This is a genomic window from Psychroflexus sediminis, from assembly GCF_900099815.1.
GTDB lineage: Bacteria > Bacteroidota > Bacteroidia > Flavobacteriales > Flavobacteriaceae > Psychroflexus > Psychroflexus sediminis.
Map to the genome: position 1 here is coordinate 85,541 of NZ_FNCW01000002.1, position 16,004 is coordinate 101,544.

Consider the following 16,004-nt stretch of genomic DNA (forward strand, 5'->3'; position numbering starts at 1 on the left):
GTTTTAGGAAAAATTAAATCAAAACGCGCCAGGGAGTAAAGTTGGTATGCAAAATTTGTTAATGCAGCAGGAACTTCAATTATTGAGAATGCAGCTTCTAACCGAAATTTTTACGACATATGGCATCTTAACATGGGCTTTTATAGATTTGAATTAGAAAGAACATTACAGACAGGTGAGATTATTTTCCCATGAATTTGTTCACAACTATCAATATTATGATTTACAAGGAGCTTTACTTCGTCCTTTATATTTATTAGCGAATAAAAATTGAGATTGTTATTATGACAATTTCTTCGAAAACGAAGCAGGTTACTATTCCAATACCATTATTTGTAATTAAACATTTTAATAGTATAGAAAGTACGGATATAAGTACTTTTGATTATCTTTGTTAAATGGAAATAGTAAATTACTCAAATTTTCGTTCAAATCTTAAGCATTGGTTTGACAAGGTTATTGATGATGTAAGTGATGTCGTTATAAAGCGTAAAAACGGTAAAGATCTTGTGTTGATATCATTAGATGAGTACAACTCACTTAAAGAGACGACCTATTTACTTACAGGTAAAAATAGGGATATTCTACTTGACTCTGTTAAGGAACTTGAAGAAGGAAATGGCATTCAAAATGAACTTATTGAGTAATGAAAATTACTTGGTCAACTAAGTCTTGGAATGATTATTTGTATTGGCAAAAAGTCGATAAGAAAATCCTCAAACGTATAAATGAACTTATCAAAAGTTGTATGAGAACTCCTTTTGAAGGTATAGGAAAACCCGAGGCTCTTAAAGGAGATTTACAAGGTTATTGGTCGAGACGAATTACTTCCGAACATCGATTAGTTTACAAATATGAAAATGATCAACTTTGGATTGCTGCTTGCCGGTACCACTATTTATAAATTGAGGTATAGATTTTAGTAATTTATCAAAGTTAAATAATTTTGAAATGAGAAATTTGAGATGTCAAATTTGAACGATTAAACCAATACCCGCGTTACCCGCTGAGAAATTCTCGTAATCACTTCATAAGGGATGGTTTGCTGATGGCTGTCAAAATCGACAACCGTGTTGTGTTTACCAAAAACCTCCACTTCATCGCCTTCATCGCATTCGATTCCAGTCACATCTACCATTAAAGTATCCATACAGACGTTGCCTATGATCGGAGCTTTTTTTCCGTTGATAAGCACACGGGCTTTCCCATTTCCAAAAATCCTTGAAATGCCATCGGCATAGCCTAGGGGTAAAGTAGCGATTTCAGTGGTCTGTTCTGCCCTGAACATTCGTTCATAACCCACGCTATCCCCTTTCTGAATTGTCCTTAACTGGGCAATCACTGTTTTTAAGCTGGCCACAGCTTTCAGCAGCTGGTGTTCTTTAGGATTATTTCCGTAGCCATATAAAGCGATGCCCGCTCTTACCATATCAAATTCGGCTTCAGGGAAATTCAGAATTCCACTGGAGTTGCAAATATGACTGTCAAAATCATACTTGAGATGGGCTTTAAAAAAACTACGGGCTTCTTTGAACTTGGCTATCTGAGTTTTAGTAAACTCAATTTCATCTCTATTCCCCGAGGCAGCCAGGTGAGAAAAGACACCAGCAACTTTTATTTTTTTCTCTGAATCCAGGTGTTTCACCACAGAATCCATTTCGTTTAACTCAAATCCAAGGCGGTTGAGCCCTGTATTGATTTTGAGATGAATTCCAAAAGAGTCTACTGCATGATGGGTTAACTCCTGGCAGAGCCCTGTCAAAAAGTAATGTGTATATACACTTGGGGTAAGGTGGTAATCTACCAGGTTCTGTATGTCTTCCAGTTGGGGGTAAAACACCAGAATAGGGGCTTTAATACCCGCTTTTCTCAGTCTCACACCTTCTTCGATGTAAGCGACCGCAAGTTGTTCGGCCCCGATTTTCACCAAATGTTTTCCGATGATCACCGAATCCGTTCCGTAAGCAAAAGCTTTGACGACACCCATCATTTTGGTTTCTGGGCTCAAATAGCTTTTCAGCAATTTAAAGTTAGTTTCTAAAGCAGTAAGGTCGATTTCTAGACGGGTTTCTAAGACTTTGGTCATTACTCAGCTTTTTTTTGAATCAGTTCTTCAGAATCGTTCACATCGATATTCTTCACCTTTTCTTTGAGCATAGCTTTGAAATAAGCAGCTCTGCTCAAAGGTTCATATTCGTCGGTTTCGCCGAGCAAGACCAGGTCTTCTTTGGTCGATTTTCTGAAGCTGTATTGAGCCAGATTACCCGTTCTTGTGCAAACGGCGTGGACTTTGGTCACATATTCTGCGGTAGCCATCAAGTTGGGCATAGGCCCAAAGGGGTTGCCCTTAAAGTCCATGTCCAGTCCTGCAACAATCACCCGTACGCCCCTGTTAGCTAAATCGTTACAAACTGAAATGATTTCATCGTCAAAAAATTGAGCTTCATCAATGCCTACGACGTCACAGCTGTCAGCTAATAGACGAATATTGGCAGCGGCAGGAACAGGCGTTGAACGAATGGAGTTTTCGTCATGTGAGACCACTTCTTCATCGTCATACCGGCGATCGATCTGGGGTTTGAAGATTTCGACTTTTTGTTTGGCAAACTTCGCGCGCTTGAGCCGTCTGATCAGTTCTTCCGTTTTTCCGGAAAACATACTTCCACAGATGACTTCGATCCATCCAAATTGCTCTTTGTGATTAACAGTGTTTTCGAGAAACATTTTGTATTTTAGGGCGTTAATAAATAGGTTGTCACTACAGAATAATAAGGCTAAAATTAGCAAAAATAATAAGGTCTTTAAAGAAGAAAATCACAAATATTATGAAGAGAGTTTTAGAAGACGAATTGATAAGTCTAGCCGAGCGTATTTTAAAATTGAAAAACAGAGCAGATATACATCAGTTGAAAAAAGAAGCTGCTGAGCTGTATGAGAAATTGAGCATCTTAGCTTTTGCTGAATCCCATTTTGGCGGCTTAAATTCTGAGGTTTCTAAAACTGAATTTAAAGAAAGCTTTGCAGAGCAATTCAGCGATATAGATGAAGAAAGCGGGCATTACAAATCCCCTGACGGCATGGATTATAATCCCAATCCTATTTCTGAACCCAATACCGAAAAAATAAAGGATATCGTCTCTCAAATGCCACCGGAATCTGAGCAGGTCGATTTGCTCCTGGCTGAGTTTGAAAAACTGACTCATAAATCTAGATCTGACTCTGAATCCAATTCAGAAAAAGAAAAACCATCCTCATCACAGTCTTCCGGTGAGGAAAAGACCTCTTCTTCCGAAAAAGCCTATCCCACAGAGGATGATTTCAACAGTTATGGGGTTCATTTTGATGACTTGCCGGATTTTGAACCTAAGTCTGAGGATCAGGAGCAGAAAACTGACGACACAGAACAAAAGTATCCGGAAAAAAATCCGGAAACTCCCCGGCAGGAAATAAAGTCTGAGGCTCCAAAACCAGAAGAGGTAAAATCCAATTTGAATGCTACCCATGAAGAAAAGCGTTCATTGAATGATAAGTTAAAAAAAGGAATTAAAATAGGCCTCAACGATAGAATAGCATTTACCAATCATCTCTTTGGAGGAAGTGCAGATGATTATAACCGCGTGCTTTCTCAGCTCAATACCATGTCTTCTTTCGAAGAAGCCGAGTCGTTTATAAAAAATCAGGTGAAACCAGATTATAAGTCATGGGAAGGAAAAGAAGCTACTGAAGCCAGATTTATGGAGGTTATTGAACACAAATTCAAGTAAGCATGTCCAAACTGATTCTAGTGCCCACCCCAATTGGCAATCTTTCGGACATGACCTACAGAGCTGTAGAGGTTTTGAAATCTGTGGACGTCATTCTGGCAGAAGACACCCGTGTAAGCGGGATCCTACTCAAGCATTACGGTATAGAAACACCGATGCAAAGCTATCATCAGCACAATGAGCATTCGCAAACCGATGCTGTAGTGCGACAAATCAAGGGTGGAAGAGAAACCGCTATCATTACTGATGCAGGAACCCCGGGCATATCCGATCCTGGCTTTTTACTCGCCAGGGCCTGCGTTGCAGAAGGCGTCAAGATAGAATGCTTGCCGGGGGCAACGGCTTTTGTTCCTGCACTGGTCAACAGCGGTTTGCCCAACGATAAATTTGTGTTTGAAGGTTTTCTTCCTGCCAAAAAAGGCAGACAAAAACGCCTTAAGGCTTTAGCGGAAGAAGAGCGTACCATCCTGTTTTATGAATCGCCTTACAAGCTTTTAAAAAGCCTTCAGCAGTTTGTTGAACATTTTGGAGCAGAGCGTCAGGTGAGTGTTTCCCGGGAGATTTCAAAACTTTATGAAGAGACTGTTCGCGGAAGTTTAACGGAAGTCATCGCTCATTTTGAAGTGAAAAAACCAAAGGGGGAATTCGTTATTGTCCTGGCGGGTTCCGGAGTGAAAGCATAAAAAAAGCCGTTTTAAAACACCTGTTTTAAAACGGCTTTAGGTAAAGTTTGAGAGATTAATTTATCTCTGATACTCGGAGTGTGTTTACCATACCTTTTGCCTCAATTGGCATGGCGGCCAGGTTGATGGTGAAGTCTCCTTTTTCAACATAATTTTTCTCCTTGGCAATAGAATTTATGTCATCTATCGTTTCGTCTGTACTCTCAAATTTGTCATAGTAAAAGGCTTTAACACCCCATAACAAGCTTAATTGTGTGAGAATTCTTTTGTTGGAGGTAAAGGCTAAAATATGAGAATCTGGTCTCCAGGCCGAAATCTGAAAGGCGGTATAACCACTATTGGTCAGTGTACAGATAGCGCTAGCGTCGATTTCATTGGCCATCAAAGCCGCGTGATAACATATGGATTTTGTGATGTATCTCTTGGTTTTGATTTGTGGAGCCTCATGAGGAACGTTGATCAGGGGTGAGTTTTCAACACTTTTTAGAATTTGGGCCATCTTTTGAATCACCTGTACCGGGTATTTTCCTACAGAAGTTTCGCCAGATAACATCACAGCATCGGCACCATCCATCACCGAGTTGGCTACATCATTAACTTCAGCTCGCGTGGGGGTAAGACTGTCTATCATGGTTTCCATCATCTGAGTGGCGATGATGACAGGGATTCTAGCCTGCTTTGCTTTCAAAACAAGTTGTTTTTGAATCAGGGGAACTTCGTGGGCAGGGACTTCTACCCCAAGGTCTCCACGGGCAACCATCAAGCCATCACAGTAAGCAATGATCTTATCGATGTTTTTGACACCTTCAGGTTTTTCAATTTTTGAAATAATCGGGATCTTATGAGCGCTGTGCTTCTTGATGATTTTCTGAAGTTGCTTTAAATCACTTGCAAATCTTACAAACGACAAGGCTATCCAGTCCACCTGAAGTTCACAGGCGAAAACAGCGTCTTCGACATCTTTATCCGTGAGTGCCGGAAGTGAAATATTCGTGTTTGGAAGGTTCACCCCCTTTTTAGATTTTAGCGGTCCTCCTTGTATGACTTTGGTTCTGACTTCACTTTCTTTATCGGTGGTCAGCACTTCAAAAATCAACTTTCCATCGTCAAGTAAAATGCGTTCTCCGGGTTTCACATCCTGTGGAAAGGTATCATAATTCATGTAAACCCGAGTTTTGGTACCTTCAAATTCTTCACCTGTAGCAAAGACAATTTCGTCACCGGGCTCTACAACCACCTCGTCTTTCATCACGCCAACACGAAGCTTTGGCCCCTGTAAATCGCCAAGAATTCCAGCGTTAAAGCCATATTCTTCATTCAGATCCCGGATCATTTTTACACGCTCACGAACGTCGCTATGATCGGCATGAGAAAAATTGATTCTAAAAATATTGACACCAGCGTCGAGCATGTCCTTAAGGACTTCTTTTTTGCTTGTTGAAGGGCCAAGAGTGGAAACTATTTTTGTTTTCTTTGATGTTTTCATTAGTCTAAAATTAAGTGTTCTGGGTGTTTTATCGCATGACTTTCAATGGTGTAGGCCATCGAAATTTGATGCGTTTTTATCAGTTTTTTAATAATGAGTTCGGGCTTGAAAATATTCAATTCGTCCTCTATTTTTAACAGGTAATCTACGCGCTTGTATTCTTTCAATAAAAATGATGAAGTCCTCAAATTTTCGGTATCAAATAGATTATGAGCCGTCACAAACTCCTGTTCCAAGTCTACTTTATTACAAATCAAGTAAGATTTGGTATCCCATTCTCTGTTGAAATAATCGAATATGGGAAAACTTGCTGATTTTCCATTTACGGTCAGGTCGAGATTATTTTCCATTCTTTTGAAACTTGTTCCTAGAACAGAATTGATGAGATATGCAAGCTTATGGGGTTCCTGTTGAGAATGAATAGCTATTAATTTAAAATCATAAATCTCAAAATCAGTTAAACTGAATTTTCTTTTTTTCATGATACGTAGTAATAGAAAATTTACATGCTTTCAAAGAAACCTTCTGTAAATATATGAAACAAAACAAGATGCATCAACTCTTGGCGGCATTTAATAGGAACTCAAGCTTAAGAAAACGTTTTCGTGGAAAGAATTTTAAGGCTTGATGTAGTTCTGAAATGTAAAGTAAGCGCGTTGAGATGCTTTCTCTTCAGCTCTTTTCTTTGAGGTTTCTCTGGCTTTTCCAGAAATTTCGTTATTGATGATAAGCTTTACAGAAAAATGCTTTTCTTCATCGCGACCCGGATCGTCTTCGGTCACAAATTCGAAGGAAAATTTATTTTTTTGACACCACTCAATCATCAGGCTTTTATAGCTCATCACCCGTTTTTCAAGTTGGGCCAGATCGACGTCTTCCTGGATTACTGTCCTGTAGATAAAGGTTTCGCAGGCTTTGAATCCCTTGTCGACGTAAATAGCACCAATAAGCGCTTCAAATAAATTGCCATTTATATTTTTACCTAGTTTTTCATTAGGGATTCCGGAAAGAATAAGATCGGTAAGATTCAGTCGCTGACCCAGCAGGTCTAGATTTTTGCGGCTTACGATTTTAGACCGCATTTTGGTAAGGTAACCTTCATTTCCCTGGGGTGCATTTTCAAACATATAGGTTGAAATAACAGCACCGAGAATAGAATCTCCTAAAAACTCCAGGCGTTCATAACTTATGATTCGTCCTTCTTCGTTTTTTACTTTTAAGGAACGGTGTGTGAATGCCTGTTTATAAATGGGTAAGCTGCTAAGTTTTACTTTAACAATCTTTTGAATTTTTTGAAAAAAAATCCCGTCTGCTTCAGAACGGGATTCATTTAAAATATGTTTAAAAAATTTCATTTGAAAGCAATAAACTACTCATCCAATTTTTTAAAAGCTACGCAAGCATTGTGACCTCCAAAGCCAAAGGTGTTGCTCATGGCTACTTTTATGTTTCGCTCCTGAGGTTTGTTCAATGTAAGATTGAGCTCAGGATCAATATTTTCATCTGCAGTTTCATGATTGATCGTTGGTGGTACCAAATTATTTTGCATGGCTAAAATAGAAGCTATAGCCTCTACTGCTCCGGCGGCACCAAGTAAATGACCGGTCATGGATTTCGTAGAATTGATATTGATGTTCTTGGCGTGATCCCCAAAGACGTTTTTGATAGCTTTCAATTCTGCAACATCCCCAAGAGGCGTAGAAGTACCATGGGTATTGATGGTATCTACATCTTCTGGCTTGAGTCCGGAATTTTCCAAGCAATTTTTCATCACAGCAATCACTCCTGTTCCTTCTGGATGAGGAGCGGTCATATGGTAAGCGTCAGAAGACATTCCTCCACCGATAACTTCCGCATAAATTTTTGCTCCTCGGGCTTTGGCGTGCTCATATTCTTCAAGAATAAGGGCTCCACCACCTTCTCCAAGAACAAAACCATCTCTGTTGGCATCAAAAGGTCTTGATGCTTTTTGAGGGTCGTCGTTCCTTGTAGAAAGAGCATGCATAGAATTAAATCCGCCCATTCCTGCCTGAGTTACTGCTGCTTCACTTCCTCCGGTAACCATGATGTCGCTGTAACCTAAACGAATGTAGTTAAGCGCATCTATCATGGCATTGGCAGAAGAGGCACATGCAGAAACTGTAGCATAATTGGGCCCCATAAATCCATGCTTGATAGAAATATTACCCGGGGCAATATCAGCTATCATTTTTGGGATAAAAAACGGGTTGAAGCGTGGGGTTCCGTCGCCTTTGGCAAAGTCAATGACTTCGTTTTGAAAGGTTTCTAAACCACCAATTCCAGCTCCCCAAATGACACCAATGCGATACTTATCGACTACATCGAGATCCACACCGGAGTCCAGAATGGCTTCATCTGAAGCCACTAAGGCATATTGTGCAAATCTGTCAAGTCGCCGTACTTCTTTTCTGTCGAAGTGATCGTTGGCATTGAAATTTTTTATTTCACAGGCGAATTTTGTTTTAAATAAGGTAGTATCAAAATAGGTGATAGGGGCCGCACCGCTTTTGCCGGTTTTGAGGGCTTCCCAATATTCTGATATATTATTTCCTATGGGCGTAAGCGCCCCTAGACCAGTAACTACAACTCGCTTTAATTCCATGAAATAAGACTATTTTATTTTTTTGCTTCTTCGATGTAAGAAACAGCTTGACCTACGGTTGAAATGTTCTCTGCCTGGTCGTCAGGTATCTGAATGTCAAATTCCTTTTCAAACTCCATAATGAGCTCTACTGTATCCAAAGAATCTGCTCCCAAATCGTTTGTAAAGCTAGCTTCTGTAACAACTTCGTTTTCGTCAACGCCCAACTTATCAACGATAATGGCTTTTACTCTTGATGCAATGTCTGACATGATTGTAATTTTTTATGTTTAATTTCAGTGCGCAAAAATATAAAACTTTAGTTTAAAACAAGTTTTAAAGGTGAAAATGTGTTTAAATTTACATAATTATATTTTATAAATTCATTTTGAAATTGCTTAAATTTCAAATTCAATATCTATTTTAATGGAAAAGTCAAAGTCAAATTCAAAGAAAAGGATTGTGGTTTTTGCTTCCGGTAACGGGACAAATGCGATAAATTTATATCATTATTTCCGAGATAATGAAAAGGTTGAAGTTTCACACATACTCTCAAATAATAAAAAATCCAGGGTTTTACGACGAGCTCATGATCTGGGAATAAAATGTATTCATTTTGATAAGGAAGATCTGCAAGAATCTACCAACTTGCTGGAAGTGGTCAAAGAAATAAATCCGGATATCATTGCGCTGGCAGGATTTTTACTAAAAATACCAGAGTCTTTTTTAGCGGTTTTTCCCAATCAAATTGTCAACATTCATCCGTCACTCTTGCCAAAATACGGGGGAGAAGGCATGTATGGTGAACGGGTTTTTAAAAGAGTTTTAAAGAACAAGGATAAAGAAAGTGGCATTACGATACATTACGTCAGTACCCATTACGATGAAGGCGAAACAATTGCTCAGTTCAAAATTGATCTGGAAGATAATGAGGACCTCAATTCTTTAGAAGAAAAAATTCATTCGCTTGAATACGAACATTATCCGAAAGAGATTGAAAAGCTATTGTTTTGATGTATGTCCAAATCCTCTAAGTATTATGTTGTGTGGGAAGGCTACGAGCCGGGAATTTATACCTCCTGGCAGGACTGCAAGCTAAAAATTCAAAACTATCCCAACGCCAAATACAAATCATTTTCCAGCCTGGAAGAAGCCAAGGACGCCTATGCGATGGGATTTTTTGGCTACCAAAAGCAAAAAAAACGCGTTTCCAAAACCTTTTCTACTGAAGGTATCGAATGGAATTCCATCGCTGTAGATGCGGCTTCAAGCGGTAATCCGGGCAAAATGGAATACCGGGGCGTGGTGACCAAAACCAGGCAGGTACTCTTTCATATGGGGCCATTTTCTCAGGGAACCAATAATATTGGTGAATTTCTCGCTTTGGTTCATGGTTTGGCGTTCTTAAAAGACAAAAAAAGCGACTTGCCCATTTATACAGATTCCAGAATCGCCATGTCCTGGATCCGGCAGAAGAAATGCAAGACCAAATTAGGGCGGAATTCCAAAAATGAAAAGCTGTTTGAACTGATCAAAAGGGCTGAACTCTGGTTGTCGAAAAACAGGTTTAAAAACCCTGTTTTGAAATGGGAAACCAAAGCCTGGGGAGAAATCCCGGCTGATTTTGGGAGGAAGTAAAGCTTAGTTTTAAAAGTCATAATTTAAAGGGTTAATTTAAACTTCTGTCCAAATGAATATGAATTCATATTTTAAAGTGATTATCCTAATTTTCATCTTATGCTTCTTTTCGGGTTGCACTTCAGATGATAGTAATGAAATCAATGAGGTAATGAATATGATGATGGCGGAAGTGCTGAAGACTATCGTATTAATTTAGGTGTTGGAGAATCTGCAAAAGAGTTATTCACTGAAACTTCTATTACTAAATTTACTGTTGAAGTTGGCTGTGTGTAAGGCTTTGCTTTGACTAGTCAAGCACAACAAATAGTCATAAATTTTTAGCAGAACATCTCAATAAAAGTAGAGGGATTGAAATTGTACTCACTGAAATACCTTCTCAGTCTAAATAAAAATTATTCTGCTTAAGACTTAAGAACTATTGAAAATGACAATCGACAATTATTCCCAGCTGAGATTGAAATTACTATCTGGGTAAGTATTGTGGATGGTAAATTTGAAGATGAATCGGTCATTGGTGTCGCTTGTCAAAACCTATCTACCTCTTTGATGGGCGGTATGATTGCTGAAAATACAGGAGGATTAAATCAAGCCTTTAGATCCAGTATAAAAGCTACTGTTTTGACGCATGAACTTGGACATCTTCTTGATCTTGTGAACATAACAACCCCTATGATGAACGAGCATCAGGCGAACGGGAATCATTGTGATGATTCAGACTGTTTAATGAATTCTGCTGTTGAAACTACAGATTTAGCCTCTTAATCACTTCTCCTATTCCAGAGCTAGATGAAAAACTGTAAGCTGGATTTAATAGAAAATGGAGCCAGCTAACGACATACTTAGAGATGTTTTAGAATCTTCACTTATTTTAGCTTAAAATTTTAAAACTGTCATATGTTCAAGAACCATAAAATAGCTGTAGTTTTACCAGCCTATAATGCATCAAAAACACTTAAGCAGACATATTCAGAGATACCTTTTTCAATAGTAGATGAGGTGATTTTAGTGGACGATTTTAGTCAAGATGATACTATTAAGATTGCCAAAAAACTTGGCATAAAGCATATTGTACAACATCAAAATAATCTTGGTTACGGAGGTAACCAAAAAAGTTGTTACAATAAAGCTTTAGAACTAAAAGCAGATATCATTATAATGCTTCATCCTGACTATCAATATACACCTAAATTAATTGAATCTATATCCAGCATTATTGTAAATGATGTTTACCCTGTAGTTATTGCGTCAAGAATTTTAGGAAAAGGAGCAATCAAAGGAGGTATGCCTGTCTATAAATATATAGCTAATCGATTTTTGACCATGTTTCAAAACGTTTTGATGAATCAAAAACTTTCAGAGTACCATTCAGGCTATAGAGCGTATTCTGCAAAAGTTTTACATTCTATTAATTACGAAGAAAATTCCAATGACTTTATTTTTGACAACCAAATTCTGGCACAAATATTTGCAAAGGGGTTTGAAATTGCAGAAGTCACTTGCCCAACCAAATACTTTGAAGAAGCATCATCTATAAATTTAAAGAGAAGTATTAAATACGGTTTTGGGGTTCTTAAAGTTTCTTTTCTTTATTTTTTCATGCAAATAAAACTTTACAAACATTCAATTTTTAAATAATGCTTATTCGAAGCTTCTTTATTAAAAGGTCAATTTCCCTATTCATTTTATTAGTTGTAAATTTTATTTTTTCATATAAATATTTAGAACGAATTGTTGATTTCCCTTTACTTCTTTCAGTGGTACTATCATCCATCTACTTCTTGATATTATATTTCCCTCAAAGATTTTTACAAAATTTCAAGGAGAGTCAAATCAAAAACATAAATATTTTAATTTTAATATGTTTTTCTCTCATTTGTATTTATGTTTTTTCAAAAATTCAAGTTGAATCCCTTAACGTTGACCGCTGGAGTGTTATAACTAACTTTTGGGATGCTTTTTTTAGAGGAGAATACGTTTATTTAAGCACTTCAAATGTTGGTAATCCACCAGGACCAATGCCTTTTTATTTCATTATAGCCTTCCCTTTTTATCTTTTAGGTGAATTAGGTTTTATGTCATTAACAGGACTTTTCGCTTTTTATATTTTATGTCTTTACCAAAAAATAAATCCTTATAAAATATTTATATGCTTAATTTTCATTTGCTTATCGGCCTTTTATCTTTGGGAAGTTGTAAGTAGAAGTAATGTTTTATTAAACTCTACTTTAATTTTACTTTCAATTGTTTTTTTTGAGAATTTTAAAAAGTTCAATTATTTTAAGATTATAATATCTTCATTAATCGTAGGGCTTCTTTTGTCAACTAGAAATGTATTTGCAATAGCTTATATCATATATTTCATGTATCTATTACTTTCAAAAAAAATAAGTTTTTTGAAATTAGTGCTATTAACGATTTTTTCGATACTCTTTTTTTCATTGACGTTCTTGCCTTTTGTTTATAATCATTTTGATGATTTTTTTGTAATGAACCCTTTTATTGTTCAATCTTCGTTCTTAATACCCTTTGAATACACTATTATGTTTTTAATAATAGCGTTTTTATCTTCTTTAATTGCAAAATCATTTCAGGATTCAATTTTTTATATAGGCATTAATTTATTTATCTCAATTTTCATTTATAGTGTGTATTTGATAATAAATTCTGGTTTTGTAGAGGCTTACGAAGGAAGTGTCATAGATATTTCATATTTTATTTTTTGTGTACCATTTTTGTTATATACAATTTTAATAAGTCCAGAGAAAAGTAAAACGCAAACTAAATACAATTTTACAGGCTAAATGATGTTGGTAAATAAGATTAAAAGCTTCGTTAATTCAAAAGCTCTAAACTGATTTCAATGCCCTATATTTGCAAAAAAAAATTAAATAGTTATGAGTAAATTATTGATAGTTGGGACCGTAGCTTTTGATGCCATCGAAACGCCATTTGGAAAAACGGACAAAATCCTTGGTGGTGCCGGAACTTATATTGCTTTAAGCGCTTCTCAGTTCGACATAGAATCCGGTATTGTTTCTGTAATTGGAGATGATTTTCCACAGGACTATCTCGATTTGCTCACCGATAGAAACGTAAATCTGGAGGGTTTAGAAATTGTAAAAGGCGGTAAGACCTTTTTCTGGAGCGGTCGTTATCATAACGATATGAACTCCAGAGATACCCTGGATACACAACTGAATGTGCTGGCAGATTTCCAGCCTGTTGTTCCGGATCATTTCAAGGATTCTGATATAGTCATGCTGGGGAATCTGCATCCGGCCGTACAGCTTAGTGTGATGGAGCAGGTGAATAATCCCAGGTTAATCGTCCTGGATACGATGAATTTTTGGATGGACTCTGAACTTGAGTTACTGAAACAAGTCATTTCAAAAGTGGATGTGATTACCATCAACGATGAGGAGGCGCGTCAACTTTCCGGCGAATACTCTCTGGTAAAAGCAGCCAGAAAAATAAGAGACATGGGACCGGATTATGTGGTCATCAAAAAAGGGGAGCACGGTGCTTTGCTGTTTCATAACGAAGAAATGTTTTTTGCCCCGGCCCTTCCTCTGGAAGAAGTCTTTGATCCTACGGGAGCCGGTGACACCTTCGCAGGGGGATTTGTTGGTTATCTAGCCAATTCAGATGATATTTCTTTTGAAAACATGAAGAATGCAGTCATTTATGGCTCGAATTTAGCCTCCTTTTGCGTTGAAAAGTTCGGAGCTGAAAAAATGTTACACCTGGATAAAGACGCCGTAGACAGGCGCCTGGAAAGCTTTAAGGCCCTAACCCAATTTGAGATTAAATTAGCTTAATACTTAGTGCCCTGATTGTTCAGGGCATTTTTATAGAATACAAAAATGAGTGATCTAATAAAACATGAGTGCGGAATCGCCACTCTTAGACTTTTAAAACCGCTTTCTTTTTATAAAGAAAAATACGGCAGTGCGTTTTACGGCATCAACAAGATGTACCTGATGTTGGAAAAACAGCATAACAGGGGTCAGGATGGAGCTGGATTCGCAAGTGTGAAGCTGGATGTAGATCCAGGCAACAGATACATCAGTCGTGTACGATCAAACGCGGCTCAGCCCATTCAGGATATTTTTGCTCAGATCAACGAAAGAATCAATACGCAGTTAGAATTAAACCCGGAAATCCTTGAAGATATAGACACTCAGAAAGCAAATCTTCCCTATCTGGGTGAAGTTTATCTGGGCCACGTGCGTTACGGGACTTATGGTAAAAACAGTATTGAAAGTGTTCATCCCTTTTTAAGACAAAACAACTGGATGCACCGGAATCTTATTGTTGCCGGAAACTTCAATATGACCAATGTCAACGAGTTGTTTCAAAACCTGGTGGAGCTGGGTCAGCATCCCAAGGAGAAGGCCGATACGGTAACAGTAATGGAGAAAATTGGGCATTTCCTGGATTCTGAAGTCGGGAAGCTTTACAAAAAATTGAAAGAAAAAGGCTTTAATAAAAAAGAAGCCTCACCGCATATCGTTGAGCAGCTTAAGATTCATAAGATTCTTAGAAAATCCTCCAAGGACTGGGATGGCGGATACGTCATTGCCGGCATGCTGGGTCATGGGGATTCTTTCGTGCTCAGGGATCCCAACGGGATAAGACCGGCTTATTATTACAAAGATGATGAGGTGGTTGTGGTGGCTTCGGAACGGCCGGTGATTCAGACCGCATTTAACGTGGCTTTTGAAGATGTACATGAACTGATGCCTGGGGAAGCCATTATCACAAAAAAGGATGGTTCGGTGCATTTCAAAACCATTTTAAATCCCAGAGAGCGCAAAGCCTGTTCCTTTGAGCGTATTTATTTTTCCAGAGGCAGCGATGCCGAAATTTATAAAGAACGGAAAAACCTTGGCCGATTACTGATGCCAGATGTGCTGAAAGCCATCGATTATGACACGATGAACTCCGTGTTCTCCTACATTCCCAATACCGCTGAAACTTCATTTTATGGGATGGTAGAAGCCGCTCAGGATGAATTGAACCGGCAGAAAAATGAGGCGATTTTAAAAGAAAAAGACAGCCTGACAGACGAGCGGCTCAAGGACATTTTGAATTTAAGACTGCGAACCGAAAAGATTGCCGTCAAAGATGTAAAACTTCGCACCTTTATTACGGAAGACAGCAGCAGAGATGATTTGGTAGCTCACGTGTATGATGTGACCTATGGAGTGGTGAAACCCACCGATAATTTGGTGGTGATAGACGACAGTATTGTGCGGGGAACCACCCTCAAGAAAAGTATTCTGAAAATGCTGGACCGCTTATCGCCAAAGAAAATCATCATAGTCTCTTCAGCACCACAGATTCGTTATCCCGACTGTTACGGAATTGATATGGCAAAGCTGGAAGATTTTGTCGCGTTTCAGGCAGCGGTGTCCCTGTTGAAGGAACGTGGCATTTATCAGGAAGCCATGGATGCGATCTATAAAAAGTGCAAGGATCAGTCTGAGTTTGCTTCTCAGGCCGAAGAAAACCATGTCAAAGCTGTGTATGCTCCCTTTGCCTATGAAGAAGTATCCGAACGGATTTCTGAACTTTTAAGCGATGAGAGCATCACTTCAGAAATTAAGGTCATTTACCAGACGGTGGACAAACTCCACGAAGCCTGCCCTAAAAATTTAGGAGACTGGTACTTTACAGGCGATTATCCCACTCGCGGAGGCAATAAAGTCGTCAATAAGGCGTTTGTAAACTTTTACGAAGGCAAAAATGACAGGGCGTATTAAAAGTAAGCTTTAGCTTTCTCAAGTCTTCTTTTTAAATATATTTGTGCAAATTTTATGATCAAC

Annotated in this window: 18 protein-coding genes; 11 read left to right on the forward strand and 7 right to left on the reverse strand. The window is 38.2% G+C overall.

Going from position 1 to position 16,004, the window contains the following annotated elements:
- Positions 1 to 398: 398 nt before the first annotated feature.
- Positions 399 to 647, forward strand: coding sequence for a type II toxin-antitoxin system Phd/YefM family antitoxin (locus BLP81_RS01850; RefSeq protein ID WP_093364914.1), 249 nt, complete (start codon positions 399 to 401; stop codon positions 645 to 647).
- Positions 647 to 904, forward strand: coding sequence for a Txe/YoeB family addiction module toxin (locus BLP81_RS01855; protein ID WP_093364917.1), 258 nt, complete (start codon positions 647 to 649; stop codon positions 902 to 904). Before BLP81_RS01850 ends, BLP81_RS01855 begins: the two co-directional genes overlap by 1 nt.
- 78 nt (positions 905 to 982) lie before the next feature.
- On the opposite strand, the gene alr is transcribed toward BLP81_RS01855, so the two are convergent.
- Together alr and BLP81_RS01865 are read right to left on the reverse strand one after the other, a co-directional pair.
- Positions 983 to 2,086, reverse strand: coding sequence for an alanine racemase (gene alr, locus BLP81_RS01860; RefSeq protein ID WP_093364920.1), 1,104 nt, complete (start codon positions 2,084 to 2,086; stop codon positions 983 to 985).
- The gene (locus BLP81_RS01865; protein WP_093364922.1) at positions 2,086 to 2,724 is read right to left on the reverse strand and encodes a thymidine kinase; all 639 of its coding nucleotides are present in this window, start codon (positions 2,722 to 2,724) and stop codon (positions 2,086 to 2,088) included. Before BLP81_RS01865 ends, alr begins: the two co-directional genes overlap by 1 nt.
- A gap of 101 nt (positions 2,725 to 2,825) precedes the next feature.
- Between BLP81_RS01865 and BLP81_RS01870 the strand changes: the two genes are divergently transcribed.
- Both BLP81_RS01870 and rsmI read left to right on the forward strand, forming a co-directional pair.
- The gene (locus BLP81_RS01870) at positions 2,826 to 3,764 is read left to right on the forward strand and encodes a hypothetical protein (RefSeq protein WP_093364924.1); all 939 of its coding nucleotides are present in this window, start codon (positions 2,826 to 2,828) and stop codon (positions 3,762 to 3,764) included.
- 2 nt (positions 3,765 to 3,766) lie between these two features.
- A complete protein-coding gene (gene rsmI, locus BLP81_RS01875) occupies positions 3,767 to 4,447 on the forward strand; it encodes a 16S rRNA (cytidine(1402)-2'-O)-methyltransferase (protein WP_093364926.1) in 681 nt (226 codons plus the stop codon).
- A gap of 55 nt (positions 4,448 to 4,502) precedes the next feature.
- Here rsmI and pyk read toward each other — a convergent pair whose 3' ends face one another.
- The 5 genes from pyk to BLP81_RS01900 form a co-directional block, all read right to left on the reverse strand.
- Positions 4,503 to 5,933 carry a pyruvate kinase gene (pyk, locus tag BLP81_RS01880; protein WP_093364932.1) on the reverse strand — a complete coding sequence of 477 codons (1,431 nt, stop codon included), beginning with the start codon at positions 5,931 to 5,933 and terminating at the stop codon, positions 4,503 to 4,505.
- Positions 5,933 to 6,415, reverse strand: coding sequence for an IPExxxVDY family protein (locus BLP81_RS01885; RefSeq protein ID WP_093364935.1), 483 nt, complete (start codon positions 6,413 to 6,415; stop codon positions 5,933 to 5,935). The genes pyk and BLP81_RS01885 overlap by 1 nt, the downstream gene beginning before the upstream one ends.
- A 135-nt stretch (positions 6,416 to 6,550) precedes the next feature.
- On the reverse strand, positions 6,551 to 7,288 hold the full coding sequence (rnc, locus tag BLP81_RS01890) for a ribonuclease III (protein WP_093364938.1): 738 nt from the start codon (positions 7,286 to 7,288) through the stop codon (positions 6,551 to 6,553).
- Positions 7,289 to 7,302: 14 nt separating this feature from the next.
- Complete coding sequence (gene fabF / locus BLP81_RS01895) at positions 7,303 to 8,556, reverse strand: beta-ketoacyl-ACP synthase II (protein WP_093364941.1); 1,254 nt, start codon at positions 8,554 to 8,556, stop codon at positions 7,303 to 7,305.
- 14 nt (positions 8,557 to 8,570) lie between these two features.
- Positions 8,571 to 8,807 carry an acyl carrier protein gene (locus tag BLP81_RS01900; protein WP_093364943.1) on the reverse strand — a complete coding sequence of 79 codons (237 nt, stop codon included), beginning with the start codon at positions 8,805 to 8,807 and terminating at the stop codon, positions 8,571 to 8,573.
- A 154-nt stretch (positions 8,808 to 8,961) separates the two neighbouring features.
- Here BLP81_RS01900 and purN point away from each other — a divergent pair, with 154 nt between their 5' ends.
- The 7 genes from purN (at position 8,962) to BLP81_RS01935 (ending at position 15,941) form a co-directional block, all read left to right on the forward strand.
- Complete coding sequence (gene purN / locus BLP81_RS01905; RefSeq protein ID WP_093364945.1) at positions 8,962 to 9,549, forward strand: phosphoribosylglycinamide formyltransferase; 588 nt, start codon at positions 8,962 to 8,964, stop codon at positions 9,547 to 9,549.
- A 3-nt stretch (positions 9,550 to 9,552) separates the two neighbouring features.
- Entirely contained in the window at positions 9,553 to 10,173 is a 621-nt protein-coding gene (locus BLP81_RS01910; protein WP_093364961.1) for a ribonuclease H1 domain-containing protein, read from the forward strand.
- A gap of 483 nt (positions 10,174 to 10,656) precedes the next feature.
- Entirely contained in the window at positions 10,657 to 10,938 is a 282-nt protein-coding gene (locus BLP81_RS01915; RefSeq protein WP_093364966.1) for a hypothetical protein, read from the forward strand.
- 132 nt (positions 10,939 to 11,070) lie between these two features.
- The gene (locus BLP81_RS01920) at positions 11,071 to 11,811 is read left to right on the forward strand and encodes a glycosyltransferase family 2 protein (protein ID WP_093364969.1); all 741 of its coding nucleotides are present in this window, start codon (positions 11,071 to 11,073) and stop codon (positions 11,809 to 11,811) included.
- A gap of 143 nt (positions 11,812 to 11,954) precedes the next feature.
- On the forward strand, positions 11,955 to 12,977 hold the full coding sequence (locus BLP81_RS01925) for a hypothetical protein (RefSeq protein WP_093364980.1): 1,023 nt from the start codon (positions 11,955 to 11,957) through the stop codon (positions 12,975 to 12,977).
- Between the two features lie 93 nt (positions 12,978 to 13,070).
- The gene (locus tag BLP81_RS01930) at positions 13,071 to 13,994 is read left to right on the forward strand and encodes a PfkB family carbohydrate kinase (protein WP_093364982.1); all 924 of its coding nucleotides are present in this window, start codon (positions 13,071 to 13,073) and stop codon (positions 13,992 to 13,994) included.
- Between the two features lie 45 nt (positions 13,995 to 14,039).
- Positions 14,040 to 15,941 carry an amidophosphoribosyltransferase gene (locus BLP81_RS01935; RefSeq protein WP_093364988.1) on the forward strand — a complete coding sequence of 634 codons (1,902 nt, stop codon included), beginning with the start codon at positions 14,040 to 14,042 and terminating at the stop codon, positions 15,939 to 15,941.
- Positions 15,942 to 16,004 lie beyond the last annotated feature (63 nt).